Here is a 23,226-nt window from a genome sequence, read left to right on the forward strand (position 1 = left end):
GCCTTACAGCGGCCCGGTGACTTGCGCCACAGCAAAGGATACGGTACATATCGATAACCACACCAAATATTGCAATATTTAGCCGGGCGCGCGGACACACCGTCGGCCGGCGCCGGACTCCGTGAGGACCGTGATGACCGACTACCAGTACCTGACCTACGAGTCCCTCGACGCGGGTCGCATCGTCCGCATCATGCTCGACCGCCCGAAGCAGCGGAACGCCCAGAACCGGGGCCTGCTCGTCGAACTCGGCAAGGCCTACGCACGCGCCGAGGCCGACGACACGGTGCGCGTGGTCATCCTGGGGGGCCACGGACCGTCCTTCTCGGCCGGGCACGATCTCGGGTCCTCGGACGACGTGCGCGAGCGCGCTCCGGGCTCGGGCCAGCACGTCTCCTACGCCTGCAACGGAGCCACCTACTCCGAGATAGAGATGCGGCTCCACCAGGAGTGGCACTACTACTTCGAGAACACCCGCCGATGGCGTAACCTCCGCAAGATCACCATCGCGCAGGTGCACGGAGCCGTGTACTCCGCGGCGCTCATGTTGATGTGGAGCTGCGATCTGATCGTCGCAGCCGAGAACACCACGTTCGCGGACGTCGTCGGCACCCGGTTGGGGATGTGCGGCGTCGAGTACTTCGCACATCCGTGGGAGTTCGGTCCCCGCAAGACCAAGGAACTGCTCCTGACCGGTGACTGCCTCGACGCGGCCGATGCCCATGCCCATGCCCTCGGCATGGTCTCGAAGATCTTCCCCGAGAAAGAACTCGCCGACTCGACCCTCGCGTTCGCGCGCCGAATCGCCCGGATCCCCACCATGGCAGCCCTGCTGATCAAGGAATCGGTGAACCAGAGCCAGGACGCCGGCGGATTCCAGTCCGCCCTCGACGCGGGCTTCACCCTTCACCAACTCAATCACGCCCACTGGTCCGCGCTGACCCGTGGCGAAACTTGCATCGGCACGGTCGAGCACGGGCTGGACGACTGGCGCGCGGCCCCCGAGATCCGGCGCGCCGACCCTCGCGTGCCCTGACCGCACCTCCCATCCCGATACCACCCGTTCGCACCTCGAAAGGCTCTGCCCATGAACGAGACGTCCCCCGCCCGCACCGTGATCGTCACCGGCGGCACCGGCGGCCTCGGCGCCGCGGTCACCCGCCACCTCCTCGACGCCGGCTGGCGGCTGGTGGTCCCCTGGTACGTCGAGGCCGAACTCGACCGCGTCGCTCCGCACCCGAACCTCGAGACGATCCGCGCCGATCTGTCCGACGAGCAGGACGTCGAGGCGGTCGTGGAGTGCGCGACGAAGGACGAGGCCCGGCCGCTGTACGGCGTGGTCAACCTCGTCGGCGGATTCGCTGCCGGCCGCCGGGTCCACGAAACGCCCATCGAGGTCCTCGAAGCCCAGTTGTCGATCAACCTCACGATCGCCTACCGCGTCATCCAGGCCGCCCTACCCGAACTCATCCGCCACGGCGGCGGGTCCGTGGTGTGCATCGGCTCCGCCGCCGCAGTCCGGCCCTTCCCGGGCGCCGCCACCTACGTCGCTTCCAAGGCCGCCGTCTCCGCCCTGGTCCAGGCGCTCGCAGTCGAATACGCCGGCGACAACATCCGCGTCAACGGTCTGCTGCCTACCATGGTCGACACCCCCGCCAACCGGGACGCAATGCCCGAGGCCGACCGCTCCAGCTGGGCCCGCCCCACCGACATCGCCGAGGTCATCGGCTTCCTGCTCGGTGATTCCTCGCGCGCGGTCAGCGGCGCGTCGATCCCGGTCGTGAACGTCGCAGGCTCGGACTGACTCTTACACCCGCGACGGTCCCACACCCAGGCGATCGGCGGCCGCGGTCAGGAAGGCGCGGCGCTCTTCGGCGGAGTCGCCCTTCCAGACCGAGTCGGCCCAGACCACGAGGTCCTCGATGCCGTGGTCGCGATACCGGCGCAGGTCCGCCGAAGTCGCCGCGTCGACGCGCACGTAGCACGGAAACTCGCCGATCCGACCGAATTCGCGCCGCAGCCTGCGAATCTCGTTCACCATCTCCACCGCCTGCCCGAAGCTCGGGGTGCCGGAGGAGAACCATCCGTCTCCCAGCCGCGCCGCGCGGGCAAGCGCCTTCGGGCCGTTACCGCCGTGGATGACAGGCACGTGCACGGGGCGAGGATGCAGTTGTACCTCATCGAACCGGTAGTGCTCGCCCTCGTGGGAGAACGGCCTGCCCGACCACGCCTTCCGCAGGATCGTCACGCACTCGTCGGTGCGCGAGAAACGTTTGCGGAACGGCACGTCCAACGCTGCGAACTCCTCCTCGAGCCATCCGGCGCCGACCCCGAAGAGCAGACGACCGCCGCTGAGTTCCTGCACGGTGATGGTGGTGCGCGCAGTGTGCAGTGGGTGCCGCAGGGCAGTGACATACACGGCCGTGCCCAGTTTGATGCGGTTCGTGGTCGCGGCCACGGCCGCGTGCACCGCCCACGGATCCGTCAGCTCCGTCGACACATCGACGATGGGTCCCGTGTGGTGCTGCGCCGTCCCCGTCGAAGGGTGGCTGCTGGAGTAGGCGACCGGATGGAGCACGTGCTCCCCCAGCCACAATGCGTCGAATCCCAGGTCGTCGGCGCAGACCGCCAGTTCGACGAGTTCGGTGGGATTCATTCCGTATGCGCTCAGTCCGATGGAGGCCATGGGGTTCGCCTTTCGTGTGATCGATGGTGAGACGACTCGTCCGCGCGGTGGCCGGTGCCACCGCGCGGACGGGCGTGCGGAGGCGGGGTCAGGCGGGGAGCAGGCCGAGCGCGCGACGGGCCAGGGGCGCGACGAATTCGCCGCGTTGACCCATCCGCGCGTCGGTGGTCTCGCCGCGCACGAACCGTGCGTAGAGCTGCTGCAGAATGACCACGGTCTTCCAGCATCCGAACGCCTCGTACCAGTCGATGTTCGACAGGTCCAGATCGCTACCGGCCGCGTACCGCGCGACCACCTCCGCCCGCGACGGCAGGTCGAGGCCGTGCATACCGGGCACGACGATGAACGCCGCGTCCGAGGCCGGATCCACGGTCCGGTCCGGCCAGTAGTTGAGCAGCGTGCCCAGGTCGACCAGCACGTCCCCGGTCGTGGCCATGTCCCAGTCGAACACCGACTTGACCCGGTCCGGGTCGCCGTGCGGGAACTGGCAGTTGTCGACCTTGTAGTCGTTGTGGACGATCCCGGCCCGCTGGCTCGCCGGGATCGCCGCACGGATCCGCCGGGTCACCTCGGCCACGAGCGCCGCGGTCTCGGCCGGGGCGTACTCGGCGACGGCGTCCCATCGTGCCAACCAGCCCTGCACCTGCCGCTCCAGGTAGCCCTCGGGCCGGCCGAGGCCGGCCAGGTCGCATGCGGCGGGGTCGACCGCATGCAGATCCGCGAGCGCGTCGATCACCGCGAAGCCGATCCGCCGTCCGGCATCGTCGACGCCGGACATCGACTCGGGCACCGAATCCCACACCACGACACCGTCACGGTACTCGGAGACGAAGAACTCGGCGCCGACGACACTCTCGTCCGCACAGTGCAACAGTGCCCGGGGGGCGCGATCGTACTCGCGGTGCAGCCGGGACAGCACCCGATATTCGCGCGTCATGTCGTGAGCGCCCCGAGCGAGCTGACCGAAGGGCGGGCGGCGCACGACGAGGAGACGGTCGCCGAAGCCCACGCGGTAGGTGAGATTCGCCGAGCCGCGCGGGAACTGCAGGACGGAGAACTCCCCGTCGACGTCGTCGAGGTGCATCCGCAGGTATGCCTCGAGCGCGGCCCAGTCGAGGTCCTCCCCCGTCCGGACCGGCGCAACCTCCGTGCGCGGCTCCCCGACGTTCGAGGCCGACGGCTGCTCGCCGGACACGACCGAGCCCGTCATCACTGGGCTCCCACCGCGGGCAGGCCGAACTTGAGTTCGGCGGCCGCGTCGAGCGCCGGCAGGTGCGTCGTCGGGAACAGGCCCGACGCCGGCGTGGCGTTCTTCAGCAGCTGCTTGGCGATCTGCTGCTTGTGCAGCTCGGTGGCGCCGTCGGCCAGGCCCATGTGGTAGCTCTCGAGCAGCCACTTGCCGAACGGCATCTCCTTCGAGATGCCGAGGGAACCGTGCAGCTGGATCGCCCGGGACACGACGTTGTTGAGCACCTTCGGCATCACCATCTTCACGGCGGAGATATCGGCGATGACCTTCTTGTAGTCGTCGAGCTTGTCGATCTTCCAGGCTGTCTGCAGGACGAGCAGGCGGAACTGCTCGAGCTCGGCCCACGACTCGGCGATCATGTCCTGCACCAGCTGCATGTCGGCGAGGCTCCGGCCGCGCGTCTCACGAGACACCGCGCGCTCGAGCATCATGTCGAGCGAGGCGCGGACCAACCCGACGGTGCGCATCGCGTGATGGATGCGCCCGCCGCCCAGGCGGGTCTGCGCGACGGCGAAGCCCTCACCCTCCTCGCCGAGCAGGTGGTCGGTGGGCACCCGCACATCCGTGTAGCGGATGTAGGCGTGCGTGCCCTCCGACTCGTTGTGTCCCCACACCCCGACGTTGCGGATGATCTCGATGCCCGGGGTGTCCATGGGGACGACGAACATCGACGCGCGCTTCGTCCGCGGGGCATCGGGATCGGTCACGGCCATCACGATCAGGAACGACGAGAACCGTGCGTGCGAGGAGAACCACTTCTCACCGTTGATGACGTAGTGGTCGCCGTCCCGGACGGCACGCGTGACGAAGCTGGTCGGATCCGAGCCGCCCCGCGGTTCGGTCATCGAATAGCACGACATGATGTCGCCGTCGATGAGCGGGCCAAGGTACCGCTCCTTGAGTTCGGGTGTGCCGTAGTGCGCGAGGATCTCGGCGTTGCCGGAGTCCGGGGCCTGGCAGCCGAAGACCACGGGGCCACTGTGGGTGGCGCCGAGGATCTCGTTGAGCAGTGCGAGTTTGAGCTGGCCGTAGCCCGGGCCGCCGAGCTTCGGGCCCAGGTGGCACGCCCACAGGCCCTGCCCGCGCACGACGTCCTGCAGGGGCCGGATGAGCTTGTTCCGGGTGGGGTCGGTGACGTCCCATGCGTGCTCGACGACGCGGTCGACCGGGGCGACCTCCGCGTCCACGAACCGCTGCACCCAGTCCAGCTTCTCCTGGAACTGCGGATCGGTCTCGAAATCCCATGCCATATCGGTGGTCTCCTACTCGGAAGGTGAAAGTCGGGATGCGCCGGTCAGCGCGTGAGGACGGTGCAGGCGCTGATGCCCGGCGCGCCGTAGACGTGGGTGAAGCCGACCTTCGGCTCCCCGGGGACCTGCCGGTCCCCTGCCACGCCGCGGAGCTGTACGACGTTCTCGTAGACCTGGCGCAGGCCGGTCGCGCCGATCGGCTCGCCGTTGGCCAAGCAGCCGCCGTCGGTGTTGACCGGGATCGAACCGCCGATTTCGGTGGCACCGGACCGGATGAGGGACTCCTGCTCGCCGTGCTTGCACAACCCCGTCTCGGCGAGGTGCATGATCTCGGCTCCGGCCTCGGTGTCCTGGATCTGTGCGACGTCGACATCGCCGGGTTCGATGCCGGCGGCCTCGAACGCCGCGCGGGAGGCCGTGACGGTCGGGCCGTCGGCCCGTGCGGGCGACGTCCACGGACTGAACACCTCGAACGAGCCGAACTCCCTGGAGCGCAGTTCCGCGGACTCGAGAAACACCGGGGCATCGGTGTATTCGTGAGCCCGGTCCGCGCGGGCGAGGACGAGAGCCACCCCGCCCTCGGCGGGTGAGCAGAACATGTACTGCGTGAGCGGGTCGTTGACCATCGTGGAGCTGGCGATCTGCTCCTCCGTCATCGGCGTGCGGCGCCACGCGTGTGGGGCGAGCGCGCCGTTGCGAAACGCCTTGGCGGCGACTGTCGCGAGCAGCGACCTGGGCAGGTTGTGTTCGACGAGGTAGCGCTGGATCTTCATCGCGAAGAACTGGGTGGTGACCATCATGCCGCTCTCGCCGTACCAGCGGCCGATACCGTTGTCCTCGGGGCGGGCATTGAACGCGCCACGCGGATGTTTGTCGAACCCGACGACCAGGCCCAGATCGGACTCGCCGGAACGGATCCGGCTGACCGCGGAGGTCAGGGCACTGCCACCGGTCGCGCAGCCGTTCTTGACGTTGACGAACGGCAGCCCGGTCAGGCCCAGGGCAGAGACGAGCGTGTCGGCGTTGCCGGCCGAATCGCTGCCACCGTACGCGAACTGGATGTCCTTGAACTCGACTCCGGCGTCGGCGAGTGCCTGCCGTGCCGCATACGCGCCCTGCTCGAGCCCGCTCACGCCCTCCGTGCGGCCGAACTTGTGGATGCCGACGCCCACGATCGCGACCTTCATCGCTGCTCCTCACTGCTCGGGGCGAACGCGAACGTGACGATCTCGGTGCCGTCCTCGTCCACGTGGTTGACGATCGTTTTCAGCCGCATCGGCATGTCGATCCGCAACGCATCCGCATCGGCGACAGTCAGCCGCGCCTCGACGATCACGTCACCGAGGTCGACATAGCCCACGCCGAACGGTTCGAACGGCTCGACGCACACGAACGGGTGTTTCGGCGGGAAGGACTGCACGGTGTAGGACCACAGGGTACCCTCGCGCGGCAGTTCGAGATCCGTCATCGCATTCCCGCCGCACCGCGGGCAACCGCTCTGGTACGGGAAGGTGACCGTGCCGCAGGACGGGCAGCGGGCACCCCGCAGTGCGGCCCCGGGGTTGCCGCCGACGAACAACTCCGGGTCGATGGGGCGCCACGTTGCGGTGGAGGCGCTCATCGGCCGGCTCCATCCGTAGCGGCCGTGCGTTCGGTGTCGATCTCCCACACCGGCAGCACCACAGGGTTGCCCGCCGCGTCGGTGCCGAGGTCCTCGAACGCACTACGCACGGGGGTACCGGCCGCGACGTCGATGCGGCCGGGCAGGTTGCCGATCAGCCGAACCCCGTCCGCCTCACCGTCGACGTCGACGACGATCACCGTGTACGGCACCGGAAACAGCGGATGGACCTGATGCTCGACGATCGTGTAGGCATAGACGGTGCCTGTGCGGGCGACCGGCTTCCAGCGCACCGACGTGCTCGCGCAGTACACACAACGCGGCCGGGGCAGGTGTATGCGGCGGCCGCAGTCCTCACAGGTGAGGATCGCGAGCTCTCCGTCCGCGGCGGCGTCGAAGAAGCCCTTGCTGCCGCGCTCGGTGACGAGGGGGCGCAGCCGGTCCCGCGTGGTGTCCGCCGGTACGGCGGTGCCGCGGGCGCTCATGCCGACACCAGGATCAGCGCGCTGGCCGCCGGCGGCGGCGCGGAGGTGACGAGGGAGACCCGGGCTCCCTCGACCTGGCTGGTGGAGGTGCCGCGGATCTGCCGCACTCCCTCCACGACGTGGTTCATTCCGTGGATGTATCCCTCGGACATGTGTCCTCCACTCGTATTGATCGGGATCGACCCGCCGAGGTCGATCTGCCCGTCGGCAAGGAAATCGCCGGTGTCCCCGCGCTTGCAGAATCCGTAGTCCTCGAGCTGAATCAGCGCAGTGATCGAATAGCAGTCGTAGATCTGTGCGACGTCGACGTCGGCCGGGCCGAGACCGGCCCGCGAGTACAGCGTCTCCTGGCACACCCTCGACGGCAGGGCGGTGATGTCCTCACGCAAGAGCGTCGGGTACATGAGGCCCGGCTGCGGGTGCGGACAGGTGGACATCGCGACCGACCGGATCAGGGCCGGTGTCTGCCTCAGGTCCTCGGCCCGTTCGGTGGTGGTGACGACGACCGCGGCGGCACCGTCGGTCTCGAGGCAGTAGTCGTACAGACGCAGCGGCGACGACAGCATGCGCGAGTCGAAGTAGTCGTCGAGCGTCATGGTGCGCTCGTACATCTGTGCGGCCGGATTGGAGTTGGCGCGGCGGCGGGTTACCAGGGCGATCTGCGCGAGCTGCTCGGAGGTCAAGCCCGTTTCGGTCATATAACGCTGCGCGACCAGGGCGAAGTACTGACCCGACGACAGCAGGCCGTAGGGGCCGAAGAACTCCTCGAACGTCTCATTACCGCCGACCTCGGGGGTGGCGACCGGGGACAGACCGAAGCGACGGCCGGAGCGGCCGTTGAGGGAGCGGAACACCACGACGGTAGTGGCCTGCCCGCTCATGATCGCGGCGACGGCCTGCGCGACCATCGCGGCCGGGCCGGAGCCGCCCGGGCCGGCCTCGCCCCAGTAGGTCAGGTTCGGAACGCCCAGTCCGTCGGCCAGGGCCGCGCAGGAGACCAGGTCCATGTCGTTGCGGACGATGCCGTCGACATCGGCCGGGGTCAGTCCGGCATCGGCGAGGGCGTTCGCTGCGGCCTCGACGGCCAGAGCCGTAACCGACACGCCGGAGTCGCGGGAGTACTCCGTCGTGCCGATGCCGGCGATCGCGCAGGCATCCCTGCGCCAGGTGGGGTCGGTGGACATAGGCGGTCACCTCTGCGTAGCGCTCGCCGGGAAGCGGCGGGCGGATGGGTTCTGTCGTTTTCGGAATGCTCGAGGTCGAGGCCGGATTCCACCGGTCTCGTCAGTTCGCGGTCAAGCCGCCGTCCGCGGCAATCGCGGCTCCGGTCATGAACGAGGCGTCGTCGGAGAGCAGGAACGCGACCACCGACGCCATCTCGCCGGGGTCCGCGGACCGCGCCAGCGCCGTGTTCTCGACCACCCGGCTGCGCGTGGCCTCCGGCTCCGGGCCCTGCAGCGCGGCGGAATTCGCGCGCAGTCCGGTGCTCACCAGACCCGGGCACAGGCAGTTGGCCCGGATCCCCCGGGCGGCGTATCCCATGGCAACCGAGCGGGTCAACTGCAGGACGCCCCCCTTCGACGCGTCGTAGCCGGGGGTGTTCAGATTCGTGGACACCAGCGACGCGACCGATCCGACGGTGACGATCGACCCCCCGTCCGCGTCGAGCAGGTGCGGAATCGTCGCGCGCAGCGGCAGAAATGTGCCGGTGAGGTTCACCCGCAGGATGCGCTCCCAGTGGCCCAGGTCCATCTCGTGCAGCATCGCGGTCCCGGAAATGCCCGCGCACGTGACCACCCCGTCCAATCCACCGAACTCGGCGACGGCCGCTTCCACGGCCGCGGCGACGGAAGCCTCGTCGCCGACGTCGCACACCGACCCGATCACGGTGCCGCCGGCCGCGCGCACCGCATCGGCGACCTCCACGGCCGCGTCCTCACGGGCGTCGGTGACCGCGACGGCCGCGCCCTCGGCGGCGAGGCGGTGTGCGACGGCCGCGCCGATTCCGCTGCCGCCACCGGTGAGGAACACCCGCCGCCCGGCGAGCCGCTGCGTCAGGTCCGCGGACGTCGTTCCGCTGGTCTCGGTGATCGTCACAGCCGCACCCCCATGTCGACGGGGAGCGCGACCCCGGTGATGTACTGGGCCTCGTCGGAAGCCAGGAACAGCACCGCGTTGCTCAGGTGGGCCGCCGAAACCCACCCGACGCCCATCGGATTGCGGTTCTTGGAGCGTTCCCACAGGTCGTCCGGCCCCGGGTTCTCCAGATCCGGGCCGAAGATGCGGAAGGTGGCCTCGTTCAGCAGCATCGGGGTTTCGACGGCGCTCGGGTTGACGGTGTTCACCCGGATGCCGTGCGGGCCGAGTTCCGCGGCGAGCGTGCGCATCAGGCCCATGACGCCGCTCTTGGAAGCGTTGTAGTGGGCGATGTTGGCGGAGCCGAGCATGGCCTGGATCGAGCTCGTGATGACGATCGAACCACCCCGGCCGGCCTCGATCATCGCCGGCACGACCGCCTTGACGGTGTGAAAGGCGCCGGTGAGGTTGACGTCGAGCATGTCCTGCCACTCGGTGTCGCTGAGCTCCCACGTGGGACGGAAGCCGACGATGCCGGCGTTGGCGGCGACGATATCGATGTGGCCGAACTCCGCGAGGGCCTCGTCGACGACCGCGTCGAGCTGCTCCTGGCTGCGCACATCGGCGGTGCGTGCCAGTACGCGCCGCCCGGTCGCGGCGACCAGCGCCTCGGTCTCCTTCAGTTCCACCTCGGTCGGGAGTGGGTAAGGCACCGAGTCGATCTCGGTGCATGCGTCGAGGACGACGACGTCGGCGCCCTCCTGAGCGAGCCGCAGCGCGTGGGACCGGCCCTGTCCGCGGGCTGCGCCCGTGACGAGCGCAACCTTGCCTTCAACTCTTCCCATCGATCCGTCTCCTTCTCGGAATACCACTGGTTGTCGAGACCCGCTCGAGAGCGCTCGGTGACCGGAAGTCACTGCCGGCAGGGATCACTGGTTGAACAGCTGGCCGAACCGGACCTTCAGGGCCTCGAGCGCCTCGGGCGTCATCGCGCTCAGGTCCTGCGGCGCCACCGTGTCGATCGTCGTCACGGCCGACGAGACGTTCGGCAGCACGGCCGCGTTGCGGAACGAGAGCGCCTCCTGCCCGGCCGGGGTAACCATGTAGTTGGCCAGGAGCTGAGCAGCGTTGGGGTGCGGAGCTTTCGCCAGAATCGACGTGTACATCGGGGCCCCCCACACGAGCTTGTCGAACCCGCTGTCGACCGGTGCGCCGTTCTTTTTCTCCACCGTCTGGTCCTGGGCGAACACCGTCGCGGCGATCTCGCCGGAGGCGAGGGCCTGCGCGACCGGCAGCGCGCCCGGGTAGATCCGCGGCTTCTGCGCGGCGAGCCTTTCGACGAAGCCGTCACCACCGACCTGCTCGAGGTAGCTGCCGTAGAAGTCGACGTGCGCGGTCGACGTCGGCAGCACGATACCGATCTTGCCGTCGGCAAGCGCCGGGTCGAGCAGGTCCTCATAGCTTTCCAGTCCCGCGGGGTACCGGTCGGTGTTCCAGCCGAAGGTCAGCACGGAGGCGCCGGTGACGAAGTCGCTGGACCCGCGCAGCAACGTGTCGGTGTCGTATTCGGAGGACGGGTCGGTGAAGGCCGGACCGATCGGCTCGGCGATCCCACCGGCGGCCGCGAGCTCGACCCAGGGTGAAGTGGCCTGGGTGACGATGTCGGCGACCTGGTTGCCGGTGTCCGCCTCCGCGCCGACCTTCTGGTGGATGTTCGCATCGACGTCGCGGACGACGTTCACGCGGATCCCGTAGTCCGCCTCGAAGCGGCGGCCGAGTTCGGCGAGGGCATCGGCCGCGTTCGAGGAGTAGATAGTTACCTCACCTTCCGCCTCGGCGGCCCCGACGATCTTCTGCCACGACTCGTCCCCGGCGGGTCCGGTCGCTCCGACGGCCTCGGAGGTGATGCGATCGTCACCGCCCCCGCCGCACGCGGCGAGCAGCGTGGACACGACGGCGACGGCGATCACGGCGGTGGGTCGGGTGAGAGAGAACCGGCGACGGACGGTGCGGTCAGCGTGCGAGCGCCGGGAGGGAATACGCATGTGGGACGACTCCTGTCGAACGGTCGGCACGGCCGACGTAAAGGGGATCACCGCGTTCCGGCGATCACGGGTTCGCGATCACGGGTTCGCCCGATCAGGCGGTCGACGTCCGACCACCGTCGACCGGGATGATCGCGCCGGTGGTGTAGGTGGACCCAGGGCCGGCCAGGTACAAGGCGGCACCGACGATCTCGTCCGGATTCCCTGCTCGCTGCAGCGGCAGGGCCTCGAAGATCTCGTTGGCGTAGTCCATGTCCCATGCCTTGCTGATGTCGGTGAGAAACGCACCGGCCATGACCGTGTTGACGCGCACCGTTGGCCCGTACGCCTGCGCGAAGCCCTTGGTGAGGGCGTTCAGTCCCGCCTTTGCCGCGGCGTACGGCAGGTCGTTCGGCGTCGGGCGTTCGGCCGCGATCGAGCTGATGTTGATGATCGAACCGCCTGCACCGGCGGCCATCCGCGGCGCGATCAGTGCGGTGAGGCGGAAGGTGCCTTTGAGGTTGACGTCGATGACCTTGTCGAACAAGGCTTCCGAAACCTGGTCAAGGCTCGGGTACAGCGGGGCCATACCCGCGTTGTTGACGAGGACGTCGATGCGGCCGAATTCCTCGTAGACACGTTCGACGAGCGGTTGGTGAGCGTCCCAGTCACCGACATGGAAGGCCAGCGGAAGGGCCCGGCGACCGGTGGTCTCGGCGACCTCCGCGGCCAGTTTCTCGCAGCTTTCGACCTTGCGGCTGACAATCACGGTGTCAGCACCGGCACGGGCGAACGCGAGGGTCATCTCCCGGCCGAGGCCGCGGCTCCCGCCCGTGACGAGGGCGACCTTTCCTTCCAACGGCAGCGCCTGGTCGGTCATCGTGTGACTCCTTCGGGTATGGGGCCGCACCGTGTACTTCGGGTGCTGTGCCGGATTTTCGGTAGGTTCGAGGCCGGTACCGCAGCAGCGGTGCCGATCGAGGTGTGCTTTCGGGTTCGGTTCGGTCAGCCGCCGGCGGTGTCCGCGGCAAGCGGGACCACGGCCTTCCCGGTGGCGGTACCGTCGAGCATGCCGAGGAATGCGTCCCACGCGCCCGCGACGCCACCGGTGAACTCGGTGTGCACCGAGCGAATCCGATCCGAGCGGACGAGACCGGCCATTTCCGACTCGAATTCGTCGCGGGCATCGAGGTGGTCGCCGAGCAGGAAACCCTCCATGCGCGCGCGCCGCCAGATCAGCTTGAGGAGATTGCTAGGGCCGGGTTGCGGCGCGGCCGCGTTGTAGATGCTGATCATTCCGCACAGCGCGATGCGGGCGTGATCGTTGATCACCCGGATTGCGGCCTCGAGATGTTCTCCGCCGACGTTGTCGAAGTACACGTCCACGCCCGTGACACCGAGTTCGGTCATCGCACGGCGCAGAAGGTCCTTGATCGGGCCGTCGTGGTAGTCGAACGCGGCGTCGGCTCCCAGGCTCCGCGTGAGCGCGACCTTCTCGGGCGACCCGGCACTCGCGATCACCGTGGCACCGCGCAGTTTCGCGAGCTGGACAACCGTCGAGCCGACCGCTCCGGCGGCGGACGACACGAACACGACATCGCCGGCCACGACGCGAGCGATCCGCTCGACGCCGACCCATGCCGTCATGCCGGGAGTCCCCAACAGTCCCAAATGCATGGCGGGCGGGAGGTCGTCGTGCCGCAGGACACGGCACTCGGATGCCGGGACCAGCGAATGCTCCCGCCAGCCGTGGTCGTGCAGGACGAGAGCACCGACGGGGACGGCGCTCTCGGAGGACTCGGTGACGCGCCCGACGGTCGGGGCGAGCATCGGCTCGCCGATCTCGTAGGGCTCCGCGTAGGTGGCCTCGCCGCCCATGCGCCCCCGCATGTACGGCTCGACCGACATCACCAGGTTCGCGACGCGGACCTCGCCGGCCCCGGGAGCGCCGATCGTCGTCGCCACGAGTTCGACGTCGGTGTCGCGTGGCCGGCCGCTCGGCCGGGCGCGCAGCACCCACGCCTGCTGAGTCGGATCTGCTGTGCCGGTGAGGTTCACGTCGGTCTCGTCCTCCATGTCGGATCGGGAACTGTGAAAGAGCTGATGAGCGCCCGGGGGGGGGTACCCGGAAGTGGCGGTCAGGCGACGGCGCAGATCCGGTCGACGAGGTCGCGCCGCACGAGCTTGCCGGTCGGCGTCCGCGGCAGCTCGTCGACGAACACGACGTCGTCCGGTGTGCGGGAGCCGCGCAGCCGCTCACGGCACCAGGCCCGGAACGACTGTGCATCGTCGTGAACCTCGCTGTTCGGCACGATCACCGCGCAGATCCGCTCGCCCCACTCGTCGTCCGGCACACCGATCACGGCCGCCTCACGGACCTGGCCGTGATGCACAAGGACGTCCTCGATCTCGGCCGGTGCGATGTTCTCACCGCCCCGAATGATGGTGTCGTCGGCGCGGCCGCCGATGTAGAGGAAGCCGTCCTCGATCCGGGCGCGGTCGCGGGTGGGGAACCAGCCGTGCGCGTCGAGCACCGAACCCTTGCCCATGTACTCGCCACTGACCTGTGCGCCGCGAACCCAGAGCAGCCCCGTCTCCCCCTCGGCGAGGACGGTCACGTCGTCGTCGTCCCGGACCTGGGCCTGCATCCCGGGAACGATGCGTCCCGCAGAAGCAAGCCGGCCGCGGAGGGCAGGGTCGGCGAGCGCTGCCCGATGATCCTCGGGACCGAGCACGGCGATCGTCGAACTGGTCTCGGTGAGACCGTAGGCATTCACGAAACCGGTGTCGGGGAAGGCCGTCAGGGCCTTTTCGAGTACCGGCTGTGGCATGCGGGCTCCGCCGTACGCGAGAGACGCGAGAGACGGTGTGTCGGCGGGTGCGCCGTCGAGATGTTCCACGATGCGCGCGAGCATCGTCGGCACGACCATCGCGCTCGATACCTCCTCCTCTCGGACGAGATCGAGCCACGCCTGGGGCGAGAAGTCGGGCAGATGCACCATCCTACGGCCGGCGTAGATGTTGCTGAGCACCGCCCCCAGACCCGCGATGTGATAGGGCGGGGTGCTGACGAGCGTCGCCTGTTCTTCTCCCGCAGAACCGAATTCGACGGTATTGAGCAGATACGACAGCAGATGCCGGTGACGGAGCAACACCCCCTTGGGTGCCGAGGTCGTTCCCGACGTGAACAGCACGATCGCCGTGTCGTCATCGGCCGAGCGATCCCCCGTCGCCCGCTCCGTCGTGCGTGCGAGCTCGAGGAACTGCGAGGGCGTGACGATCCGGTGCGAGAGCCCGGAGAGCTTGTCGACGTACACGTCGTCGGCGACGACGATCGGCTGGTCGAGCCGCTCGATCAGTTCGCGTAGCTGGTCGGCGCCGAGTCGGTAGTTCAGCGGCGCGAGCGGGATGCCGGCGCGTGCCGAGGCGAACATCAGGACCGGCAGAACGGGGCCGTTCACGCCCACGAAGACGACATGGCGGGCCCCGAGTTCCTCCAGGACCGTGGCTCCCCTCGACGCGATCTCGTCGAGCTGCCCGTAGGTAGCCCCATCGGCCCGGCGTCCCATTGCGAGCCGATCGGGTGTGGCCGACGACGCCATGTCCAGGACCATTGCGATGCCCATTTCACCACCTGTCTGAGAACACGCTCACGATGCGACGACCTCATCCGTGCTTCCGGCCGACGCCCTCCTCGAAGGAACAGGGGAAGTGCTTCACGTCACTTCTCCCTTCCGATGTGAACCATAGCAACTATGGCAATATTTGTGAAGGTAATAGTAGTTCTGCGTCCCGATGCGGCATAACCCCAGGAAGACGACCTGCCGAGGCGGCAAGAGGCACTCCTGACGCAGCGCAGCCCTCCGACCATGAGGTCGAAGGGCTGCGTCAAGCCTCGGGCTCAGACGCTTGTGCGGCTGACCAGTTTCGTGGTGTCCACCGGCGCCGCAACCCGCGGCAGCTTCACCAGCGCCAGCATCACTCCTGCCACGAGCAGGCACCCGATCGGGAAATACAGGCCGATGGTGACATCGTCGGCGGTGGCGTTCTTACCGATGACGGCGCGCCCTGCGGGATGAACAGCGAATGTATCGCTCACTCGATCAGACCGACAGCACGATACATTCGCTCATTCGGCCCCCAGCGTGCCCATGAGTGAGCCATCTCGCGCGAGAGGCGGGGACGTGTCTCCTGCCACGAGTGGGCCGAGTAGGACGCTTATCTGCTCACGGGCGTGCACAATTGAGTGGCCGGCCCGTTCCGACCGGCCACCCGCACTACCCGACTGCACGCACCATGGAAGGCCCGGAATGAGTTCGACGGAGATCAGCGCCGACCCCCACGCCGGCACACTGCGCAGCCCCCGCTTCTGGCTGGCGCCGGTCGTCGTGGTGACCGCCGTGATGGCGGCCCTGGCGGCCCTCTACATCGGCAGCATGATCAATCCGGCCGACAATCTGCACAAGTTCCCGGTCGCGATCGTGAACCAGGATGTCGGCGACGTGCTCCCCGGTTCGGATCAGCAGCGCAACCTCGGCGCCGAGATCACCGCCGCCATCGCCGACGGGGTCGATCCGGAGGAGATCGATCTGCAACAGGTCGGGATCTCCGCGGCGACCTCGGGACTCGATTCGGGCCGGCTCTACGGGGCGATCGTGATTCCGAGCGACTTCACCAAACGCACGTCGATTCTTGCGCAGGGCAGCGTGATCCCCGGCGACATCGAGAAGCCGATCATCACCGTCTACACCAACCCGCGCACCGGCACCTTCGGCAAGGGCATCGTCGAGTCGATCGCCGACCGCGCCCTGACCACCGTGAACACGACCGTCGGGGAGCAACTCACCACCACGGTCACCGATACCCTCGCCACCAGTGCCCCGGATCTGCAGTTGTCCGGCGGAAGCCGCTTGGTGCTGGCGGATCCGATCGACATCCGCTTCGTCGAGCACAAGCCCCTGCCCGACGGCACCGGGCTGGGCCTGTCCGCGTTCTACTACACGCTGCTGCTCATCCTCGCGGGCTTCACCGGCGCCACCATCGTCAACTCGCTCGTCGACAGCGCCCTCGGCTTCGTCCCCACCGAGTACGGGCCCTGGTACGTCGACCGGAAGACGGCGCACCTGTCGCGGTTGCGGGTCCTGCTCGTGAAGTGGGCGATCATGGTGATCCTGGGACTGATCGTCTCCGCGCTCTACCTCTGGATCGCCACCCTGCTCGGCATGCCCGTGACCCGCGCCCTGCTGCTGTGGGAGTACGGCGCCCTCGCGGTCACCGCCGTGGGTGTCACCTCGATCTCGGTGATGGCCGTGTTCGGTTCCGCCGGACTGCTGGTGAACCTGTTGATCTTCATCATCCTGGGCCTGCCGTCGTCGGGGGGCACCGTGCCACTCGAGGCCATGCCGCCGTTGTACTCGTGGCTGTCGACGTTCGAACCGATGCACCAGGTGTACATCGCGACCCGGGCCATCCTGTACTTCGACGGCAGCGGGCCGGCGGGTCTGACCCGGGGCGCCCTGATGACACTCCTCGGACTCGGCATCGGCCTCGTGCTGGGTGGGGTGGTGACCCGGATCTACGACGTGCGCGGATTCCACCGCCGCAGCGACGCGGAGCCTGTGTCCGCCGCAGCGTAACGACGCGAAAGACAGGACCCCGCTGCTCCTCGAGGGCAGAGCAGCGGGGTCCCAGGTCTCGAACGTAGCGTTCCGATTCCGCCCGGCCCAGCCGCGACGGGGTGAAACGGGGGATGAAATGGGTCCTCGACGGCGACGCCGGGCGGGCACATCGGGTGCCTGCAGGACGGTATCGGAGTACGCTCATTAATGAGTACACTCATTTTGGGAGGCGCGGGATGGTTACCTCATCGGGAACTCCGGGTCGTCGAGACCGGAACATGCGTGACAAGCAGTCCCGCATCTTCGCCGCCGCCGCATCGTTGTTCGCCGAGAAGGGCTTCGCGGGAGTCACGACACAGCAGATCTCCGAACGTGCGGACGTCGCGGCTGGAACGTTGTTCCGCTACGCGACGTCCAAGGGCGAACTGCTGATGATGGTCTACAACCAGCAGTTCCGGTCGGCCCTGAGCGCCGGCGACCGCGAGTCACGATCGCGGCGCGACCCGGTGGACGCGGTGCAGGCCGTCGTCCGACCTATTCTCGAGGCCGCCGACAGCAACGTCGAGAACACGGTGAACTACCAACGTGAGCTGCTGTTCGGCTCCGCAAGCGAGAAATACCGTTCCGAGGGACTCGATCTCGTCGCCCGCTTCGAGGAGACGATCGCGCGTCGGCTCGTCGAGGCCGCGCGGAACCGCGGGCTGGACGAGAGACGAGCGGAGGACCAGGCCCGGCACGCCGGCCGGAGCATCTTCGCGATCCTGCACCTGATACTTGCGCGCGCATTCACCGGTGCGCATCCCGACGACGACCCCGAGGCCGACCTGCACGCCCAGATCGACCAGATCGTCACGGGTTTCTTCGCGGCACTCGACGACGACCGCCCGGCCCGCAGCGGGCCGGAACCGGGCGCGTCCTCCCCACAACGAAAGAAGGAAGCATGACCAGCCGGATCAGCAAGGTGACCGTCCTCGGGACCGGAGTCCTCGGCGCGCAGATCGCGTTCCAGTCCGCCTACAGCGGATTCGCCGTCACCGCCTACGACATCAGCGACGACGCCCTCGCCAACGCGCAGAAGCGCTTCGGCGGGCTCGCCGAGACGTACCAGCGTGAGGTTCCCGGTGCCGGCGACGGGAAGGCGGAGGCGGCCGCGACCGGCATCCGCCTGTCCTCCGACCTCGCAGACGCCGTCCGGGACGCCGACCTCGTCGTCGAGGCCGTGCCCGAGGTCCTCGACATCAAGCGGGACACCTACACGAAGCTGGGCGAGGTCGCACCCGCGGACACGATCTTCGCCACCAACTCCTCCACACTCCTGCCGAGCGACATGAAGGACTTCACCGGCCGTCCCGACAAGTTCCTCGCGCTGCACTTCGCCAACCAGGTGTGGAAGTTCAACACGGCCGAGATCATGGGCACCGACGACACCGACCCCGCGGTGTTCGACCAGGTCGTCGACTTCGCCGCGGCCATCGGCATGGTCCCGGTCCCGATCCACAAGGAGAAGGCCGGCTACGTCCTGAACTCGCTGCTGGTGCCGTTCCTCAACGCCGCCGGTGAGCTCGCCGCGGGCGGCTACGCCGACCCCGAGGACGTCGACAGGGTGTGGCGGATCGCCACCGGCGCACCCATGGGTCCCTTCCAGATCTACGACGTCATCGGACTCACCACGCCTTACAACATCCTGTCCCACGGCGACGAGAAGGACCGGACCACCGCCGCATGGTTGAAGGAGAACTACATCGACGCCGGCAAGCTCGGTGTGGCGACCGGCGAAGGGTTCTACCGCTACCCCAACGACAAGTAGCGGCAGATACCGCGAAGGGGCGACGCCTCACGTCCTACAGCAGCCCCGCAAGCCCACAGGGGTGGACGAGAGGACAGCATGGTTCGTCGGGGCCGGGCTCGCCTCCCTGTCCGAAACTGTTGCGTGAGAATCTGATCGCAAAGCTGGAGACGACGGAGATCGGCGACCTACTCGAGGAGTCCGGCCTGCTTTCCGAGTAACCGTGCGGGTCCGGAGGCGACGGTGGACGGGACCGTCCGCCGGCGGTGTCGGCACGGCGGTGCAGACTGGACGGGTGCGCACCGTACTGGTTCCCGACACCGCCGGCGGGCAGCCGCCCGGCGGATGGACCGTTCCGGTCGGCGCCGACGGACGCCCGCTCGCCGCGGCCGAATACCACGACGACCTCGCGACGGCCGCGCGGACGCTCGAGGCGGCGGACCCGCCGCGGTGGATCTGGACCGGCACCGCGACCGTGTACCCCGCCCTGCTGCGCGCCGGGGTCCGGGTGCGCCGATGCCACGATCTGGCGTCCACACGCGCGATCCTGAACGTACGCGCCGGGATTCCCGCACCACCGGAGCAACAACCGGTCGACGAGCGCCCCGGGCTGTTCGACGTCGCCCCCACCGTCGACCCCGAGACCGTGCTCGCCGAGTTCGAGCGGCAGCGCACCGAACTCGCCGGCAATGCCCGGCTCGAACTGCTCGTCGCCGCCGAATCGGCGGGCACGCTGGCCGCCGCGGAGATGGGTTTCGACGGGTTGCCGTTCTCCGCCGACGCCCACCGCCGCGTGCTCGAGCGCACCCTCGGTCCGCGTCCCGCCGACGACGGGCTGCCACCCCGGATCACCGAACTGAACGCACGGATCGGCGAGGTGTTCGGCCGTGCGCTGAATCCGGCCTCGCACACCGAAATTCTCGAGGCGTTCCGACGCGAAGGCATCGACCTGTCGTCCACCCGCAAATGGGTGCTGCGCGAACTCGACCATCCGGCGGTGCCGCTGCTCTTGCAGCACCGGGATCTGTCGAAGCTGCACAGCACCAACGGGTGGCAGTGGCTCGACACCTGGGTGCGCGGCGGGCGGTTCCATCCGGTCTATGTGCCCGGTGCCGTGGTGTCCGGGCGCTGGGCGAGCCGCGGCGGCGGGGCCCTGCAGATCCCGAAGGCGCTGCGGTCGAGCGTGATCGCCGAGCCCGGGCACGTCTTCGTGATCGCCGACGCCGGCCAGCTCGAACCGCGCATCCTGGCCGCGATGTCCGGCGACCCGCGGATGACGGCGGCGGCGGGCGGCGACGACCTGTACGCACCGGTGGCTGCGGCCGCGTTCGGCGGTGACCGGGCGAAGGCGAAGGTGGCCGTGCTCGGCGTGCTCTACGGTGCGACGGCCGGCGAGTCACGTGCGCTGCTCACCCTGCTGCGCAGGAGCTTTCCCGAGGCGGTGGAGTTCGTGGAACGCGCCGCACGTGCCGGCGAGCGCGGTGAGGTGGTGCATTCGTGGCTCGGCCGCGCGTGCCCGCCGCCGGGTGCCGACTTCTTCGCGCACGGCGACGCGCGGGCGCGGGGGCGGTTCACCCGCAACTTCGTCGTTCAGGCGACGGCCGCCGAATGGGCGCTGTGCGTGCTGGCCGATCTGCGCCTGCGCCTGGCCGCCGACGACACCGGCGAACTCGTCTTCTTCCAGCACGACGAGATCGTGGTCCACACCCGCACCCCGGAGGCCGCGACGGCGCACCTGTCCGCCGCGGTGGAGTCGGCGACCCGGCTGTTGTTCGGTGACACGAAAGTTCTTTTCCCCATGCATGTCTCGATACGGGACCGTTACGGCGAGGACGAGCCGTAGGCGGCGTGCGTCCACAGGTGGAACGCGGCGTAGGCCCGCCACGGACTCCACTGCCGGGCCCGGGCCGTCGCCTCGCGGGCAGAACCCACGCCGAGGGCCCTGCGCAGCACCAGATCTCCGGCGGGATACGCGTCACGGTCCCCGAGGACGCGGACGGCGAGGTAGTCCACGGTCCACGGCCCGATGCCGGGCAGTGCCGCCAGATCGGTGCGGAACCGCACCGGTTCGGCCGGATCGAGCCCGTCGGCCGCGGCGCGAGCGAGCGCCAGCACGGTCCGCACCCGCGCCCGGGTGAGCCCCACCGCCCCCTGCACCTCGTCGGCATCCGCGGCGGCGAGCCGCTCCGGGGCCGGAAAGCAGCGCATAGCACCGGATCCCGGATCTCCGTAGCGGGCGACGAGCCGGCCGGCGAACGTGGCGGCGGCGGCGACGCTGACCTGCTGGCCCAGCACGGTCTGCACGGCGGTGTCGAACCAGTCCGTCGTCCCGAGCACGCGCAGTCCCGGCCGGGCAGCCACCATCCGGGCGAGCTGCGGATCGGCGCCGAGCGCCGCGTCGATCACGGCAGGCTCGGCGTCGAGGTCCAGCCACCGCCGGACCAACTGCTCGACCTCGGGCAGGTCGCGGCGGTCCGCGTCGATCCGGATGGGCACGTGCTCGGCGGCCGGCCGGGGCCGGATCGCGACCACCGCCGGGCCGTGCCGGCCCCGCACCGACCGCACGTGCGTGCCGGTGGCCGCGTCGTGTCGTTCGAGACCGGCGACGGTGTGGCTGCGCAGGGCCGCCAGCATCGGGGCGGTGGCCAGCGGCGGCGTCACCGCCAACCGCAGGGCGACGCTCACGCCGCGGCCTCGAGCCGCAACAGGGCGCGCTTGGCGTCCACGCCGCCCACGTACCTGCCGAGGTCTCCGTCGCTGCGCACCACCCGGTGGCACGGCAGGACGACGGGCAACGGATTCCGCGCGCACGCCGTACCCACTGCCCGGACGGCACGCGGGCTGCCGGCCACGGCCGCCACCTCGGCGTAGCTGGCGGTACGGCCGTAGCCGATGCGCGGCAGGTGCGTGATGACCTCGCGGCGGAAGCCCCGGGCCAGGCGCAGGTCGAGCGGCAGGTCGAACGCGGTGCGGGCGCCGCGGAAGTACTCGTCGAGCTGGCGGGCGGCGTCGTCGAGCCGGGCGGGCGCGGCGAGGATGCGCGGGCTGATGTCGGCGGCGAGCCGGGCGAGGACCGCCTCGTGATCCTCGGCGGCGTAGGCGACCCGCACGAGGCCGGCGGGGGTGGCGGCGAGCAGCAGCGGTCCCACCGGGGTGTCGACGATCCGGTAGGCGACGTCGAGCAGGTCGGCGGCCTCGGCGTCGAGGATCAGCCGCGCGTGCAGGCGCGTCAGGTCGGCAGCATCGACAGGCGACGATTCGAGCGTCATGACGGTTCCTCCGTCGGGTAGCGGCGGCGCAGCGCGGCCCGGCCGTCGGCGGCGGCGCGGCGCGCGGCGTCGGTGGAGTTGCCGAGGATCGCGGCTATCTCGGCGTAGGGCAGGCCGACGACGTGGTGGTAGACGACGGCGGCGCGCTGAGTGAACGGCAGCGCGGCCACCGCCGACCACAGGTCGTCGTCGGGCTCGGGCATCCCGGAGGCGAGGGGGCGTTCCGGCAGGGCGGCGACGGGCACCGGGGTCCGCGCCCGGGCACGGTGGACGTCGACGGCCTTGCGGTGCGCGATCGTGACGAGCCACGCCTCGACGTTGCTGCCCGGACGCAGCGCCGGGTAGGCGCGCAGCGCGGCGAGGAACGTCTCGGACCACGCGTCGTCGGCGTCGACCGGACCGAGCAGCGCGCGGCACACCCGCAGGACGGTGGCGCCGTGCTCGGCGACGACCCGCTCGAACGGCGGCAGCGGGTCAGGGGACGGCATGGGTCACCTGCGCCTCCCGGTCGAGCAGGTAGCGCTTGCGGGCGAGACCCCCGGCATATCCGGTGAGGCTGCCGTCGCGGCCGATCACGCGGTGACACGGCACGACGATGCTGACGGGGTTGCGGCCGTTCGCGGCGGCGACCGCCCGCACGGCCGTGGGGTGCCCGACGGCGGCGGCCAGGTCCGTGTACGTGCACACCGTGCCGTAAGCGACGGTCCGCAGCGCCTGCCAGACGCGGAGCTGGAAGGCGGTGCCGTGCAGTGCCAGGGGCACGGTGAACTCGGTGCGCTGCCCGGCGAAGTACTCGGCGAGCTGCTCGGTGACCTCCTCGAAACCGGTCGCCGCGACGTCTCCGAAGGTGCGCGGGCCGGGCCGGTGCCGGTGTTCGGCGAGGTACAGGCCACTGAGTGCTCCGTCCGTCCGCACCAGGGTCAGCGGTCCGATCGGTGAGTCGACGACCGTGTGGGTTCGCGTCGCGTTCACGGGGTTGATCCTTCCATCCGGCGTATACGAGGTAGACGCATCGGCGGAGAGAAATGTGAGAAACCAGCGATCCGAGATGCAGTTCACCCGGGCGGGGATGGAATATCGGGGACAGGGGCGGTGTTGAAGAGTTCGGATCGGCACGCTCCGTGTCCCCCGGGCTCAGTTGTTTTGCCTTTGCAGAGTTCCG

The 23,226-nt window shown here is 69.2% G+C and carries 24 protein-coding genes; 6 read left to right on the forward strand and 18 right to left on the reverse strand.

What is annotated here, in order from left to right; all coding sequences use genetic code 11:
* The first annotated feature begins 133 nt into the window (after window positions 1-133).
* Together KZJ41_RS25300 and KZJ41_RS25305 are read left to right on the forward strand one after the other, a co-directional pair.
* Window positions 134-1,036 (forward strand): enoyl-CoA hydratase, encoded by a 903-nt coding sequence (locus tag KZJ41_RS25300; RefSeq protein ID WP_065921997.1) that lies wholly within the window; start codon window positions 134-136, stop codon window positions 1,034-1,036.
* Between the two features lie 51 nt (window positions 1,037-1,087).
* On the forward strand, window positions 1,088-1,804 hold the full coding sequence (locus KZJ41_RS25305; RefSeq protein ID WP_043797999.1) for an SDR family NAD(P)-dependent oxidoreductase: 717 nt from the start codon (window positions 1,088-1,090) through the stop codon (window positions 1,802-1,804).
* Window positions 1,805-1,807: 3 nt separating this feature from the next.
* Here KZJ41_RS25305 and KZJ41_RS25310 read toward each other — a convergent pair whose 3' ends face one another.
* The 14 genes from KZJ41_RS25310 to KZJ41_RS25375 all read right to left on the reverse strand — a co-directional run bounded on the left by KZJ41_RS25310 (window position 1,808) and on the right by KZJ41_RS25375 (window position 15,490).
* Window positions 1,808-2,686 carry a TIGR03619 family F420-dependent LLM class oxidoreductase gene (locus KZJ41_RS25310; RefSeq protein ID WP_029546416.1) on the reverse strand — a complete coding sequence of 293 codons (879 nt, stop codon included), beginning with the start codon at window positions 2,684-2,686 and terminating at the stop codon, window positions 1,808-1,810.
* A gap of 88 nt (window positions 2,687-2,774) precedes the next feature.
* Window positions 2,775-3,896, reverse strand: coding sequence for a phosphotransferase family protein (locus KZJ41_RS25315; protein ID WP_065923375.1), 1,122 nt, complete (start codon window positions 3,894-3,896; stop codon window positions 2,775-2,777).
* Window positions 3,896-5,185 (reverse strand): acyl-CoA dehydrogenase family protein, encoded by a 1,290-nt coding sequence (locus KZJ41_RS25320; RefSeq protein WP_029546418.1) that lies wholly within the window; start codon window positions 5,183-5,185, stop codon window positions 3,896-3,898. The genes KZJ41_RS25315 and KZJ41_RS25320 overlap by 1 nt, the downstream gene beginning before the upstream one ends.
* A 44-nt stretch (window positions 5,186-5,229) precedes the next feature.
* Window positions 5,230-6,372 carry a thiolase family protein gene (locus KZJ41_RS25325; protein WP_102800127.1) on the reverse strand — a complete coding sequence of 381 codons (1,143 nt, stop codon included), beginning with the start codon at window positions 6,370-6,372 and terminating at the stop codon, window positions 5,230-5,232.
* Window positions 6,369-6,806, reverse strand: coding sequence for a Zn-ribbon domain-containing OB-fold protein (locus tag KZJ41_RS25330; RefSeq protein WP_029546420.1), 438 nt, complete (start codon window positions 6,804-6,806; stop codon window positions 6,369-6,371). The genes KZJ41_RS25325 and KZJ41_RS25330 overlap by 4 nt, the downstream gene beginning before the upstream one ends.
* Window positions 6,803-7,291 (reverse strand): Zn-ribbon domain-containing OB-fold protein, encoded by a 489-nt coding sequence (locus KZJ41_RS25335; RefSeq protein WP_102800128.1) that lies wholly within the window; start codon window positions 7,289-7,291, stop codon window positions 6,803-6,805. The genes KZJ41_RS25330 and KZJ41_RS25335 overlap by 4 nt, the downstream gene beginning before the upstream one ends.
* Complete coding sequence (locus tag KZJ41_RS25340) at window positions 7,288-8,475, reverse strand: lipid-transfer protein (protein ID WP_102800129.1); 1,188 nt, start codon at window positions 8,473-8,475, stop codon at window positions 7,288-7,290. Before KZJ41_RS25340 ends, KZJ41_RS25335 begins: the two co-directional genes overlap by 4 nt.
* 100 nt (window positions 8,476-8,575) lie before the next feature.
* Window positions 8,576-9,388, reverse strand: a complete 813-nt coding sequence (locus KZJ41_RS25345; RefSeq protein ID WP_050036000.1) for an SDR family NAD(P)-dependent oxidoreductase — start codon at window positions 9,386-9,388, stop codon at window positions 8,576-8,578.
* Window positions 9,385-10,212, reverse strand: coding sequence for a mycofactocin-coupled SDR family oxidoreductase (locus tag KZJ41_RS25350; RefSeq protein WP_006939872.1), 828 nt, complete (start codon window positions 10,210-10,212; stop codon window positions 9,385-9,387). Before KZJ41_RS25350 ends, KZJ41_RS25345 begins: the two co-directional genes overlap by 4 nt.
* 84 nt (window positions 10,213-10,296) lie before the next feature.
* On the reverse strand, window positions 10,297-11,412 hold the full coding sequence (locus tag KZJ41_RS25355) for an extracellular solute-binding protein (protein ID WP_251549797.1): 1,116 nt from the start codon (window positions 11,410-11,412) through the stop codon (window positions 10,297-10,299).
* A gap of 94 nt (window positions 11,413-11,506) precedes the next feature.
* Window positions 11,507-12,271, reverse strand: a complete 765-nt coding sequence (locus KZJ41_RS25360) for an SDR family NAD(P)-dependent oxidoreductase (protein WP_029546425.1) — start codon at window positions 12,269-12,271, stop codon at window positions 11,507-11,509.
* A 125-nt stretch (window positions 12,272-12,396) separates the two neighbouring features.
* On the reverse strand, window positions 12,397-13,467 hold the full coding sequence (locus KZJ41_RS25365; protein ID WP_102800131.1) for an NADP-dependent oxidoreductase: 1,071 nt from the start codon (window positions 13,465-13,467) through the stop codon (window positions 12,397-12,399).
* 62 nt (window positions 13,468-13,529) lie between these two features.
* Window positions 13,530-15,017 carry a class I adenylate-forming enzyme family protein gene (locus tag KZJ41_RS25370; RefSeq protein ID WP_102800132.1) on the reverse strand — a complete coding sequence of 496 codons (1,488 nt, stop codon included), beginning with the start codon at window positions 15,015-15,017 and terminating at the stop codon, window positions 13,530-13,532.
* 275 nt (window positions 15,018-15,292) lie between these two features.
* Window positions 15,293-15,490: a hypothetical protein gene (locus KZJ41_RS25375; protein WP_006939881.1), complete on the reverse strand. Its 198-nt coding sequence runs from the start codon at window positions 15,488-15,490 to the stop codon at window positions 15,293-15,295.
* Window positions 15,491-15,701: 211 nt separating this feature from the next.
* Between KZJ41_RS25375 and KZJ41_RS25380 the strand changes: the two genes are divergently transcribed.
* From KZJ41_RS25380 to KZJ41_RS25395, 4 genes are all read left to right on the forward strand, one after another.
* The gene (locus KZJ41_RS25380) at window positions 15,702-17,027 is read left to right on the forward strand and encodes a YhgE/Pip domain-containing protein (protein ID WP_102800133.1); all 1,326 of its coding nucleotides are present in this window, start codon (window positions 15,702-15,704) and stop codon (window positions 17,025-17,027) included.
* 260 nt (window positions 17,028-17,287) lie between these two features.
* The gene (locus tag KZJ41_RS25385; protein WP_065921991.1) at window positions 17,288-17,953 is read left to right on the forward strand and encodes a TetR/AcrR family transcriptional regulator; all 666 of its coding nucleotides are present in this window, start codon (window positions 17,288-17,290) and stop codon (window positions 17,951-17,953) included.
* Window positions 17,950-18,816, forward strand: a complete 867-nt coding sequence (locus tag KZJ41_RS25390; RefSeq protein ID WP_102800134.1) for a 3-hydroxyacyl-CoA dehydrogenase — start codon at window positions 17,950-17,952, stop codon at window positions 18,814-18,816. Before KZJ41_RS25385 ends, KZJ41_RS25390 begins: the two co-directional genes overlap by 4 nt.
* Window positions 18,817-19,090: 274 nt before the next feature.
* On the forward strand, window positions 19,091-20,638 hold the full coding sequence (locus KZJ41_RS25395) for a bifunctional 3'-5' exonuclease/DNA polymerase (RefSeq protein WP_373566452.1): 1,548 nt from the start codon (window positions 19,091-19,093) through the stop codon (window positions 20,636-20,638).
* Here KZJ41_RS25395 and KZJ41_RS25400 read toward each other — a convergent pair.
* The 4 genes from KZJ41_RS25400 to KZJ41_RS25415 are packed head-to-tail and all read right to left on the reverse strand — an operon-like array spanning window position 20,617 to window position 23,036.
* Window positions 20,617-21,480, reverse strand: a complete 864-nt coding sequence (locus tag KZJ41_RS25400) for a DNA-3-methyladenine glycosylase (protein ID WP_251549799.1) — start codon at window positions 21,478-21,480, stop codon at window positions 20,617-20,619. The genes KZJ41_RS25395 and KZJ41_RS25400 overlap by 22 nt on opposite strands.
* On the reverse strand, window positions 21,477-22,064 hold the full coding sequence (locus tag KZJ41_RS25405) for a methylated-DNA--[protein]-cysteine S-methyltransferase (protein WP_029546432.1): 588 nt from the start codon (window positions 22,062-22,064) through the stop codon (window positions 21,477-21,479). The genes KZJ41_RS25400 and KZJ41_RS25405 overlap by 4 nt, the downstream gene beginning before the upstream one ends.
* Window positions 22,061-22,552, reverse strand: a complete 492-nt coding sequence (locus tag KZJ41_RS25410) for an RNA polymerase sigma factor (RefSeq protein ID WP_006939896.1) — start codon at window positions 22,550-22,552, stop codon at window positions 22,061-22,063. The genes KZJ41_RS25405 and KZJ41_RS25410 overlap by 4 nt, the downstream gene beginning before the upstream one ends.
* Entirely contained in the window at window positions 22,539-23,036 is a 498-nt protein-coding gene (locus KZJ41_RS25415) for a methylated-DNA--[protein]-cysteine S-methyltransferase (RefSeq protein WP_102800137.1), read from the reverse strand. The genes KZJ41_RS25410 and KZJ41_RS25415 overlap by 14 nt, the downstream gene beginning before the upstream one ends.
* Window positions 23,037-23,226 lie beyond the last annotated feature (190 nt).

Origin of the sequence: Rhodococcus sp. 11-3, from assembly GCF_023704055.1 — a bacterium.
Lineage (GTDB): Bacteria > Actinomycetota > Actinomycetes > Mycobacteriales > Mycobacteriaceae > Rhodococcus > Rhodococcus aetherivorans.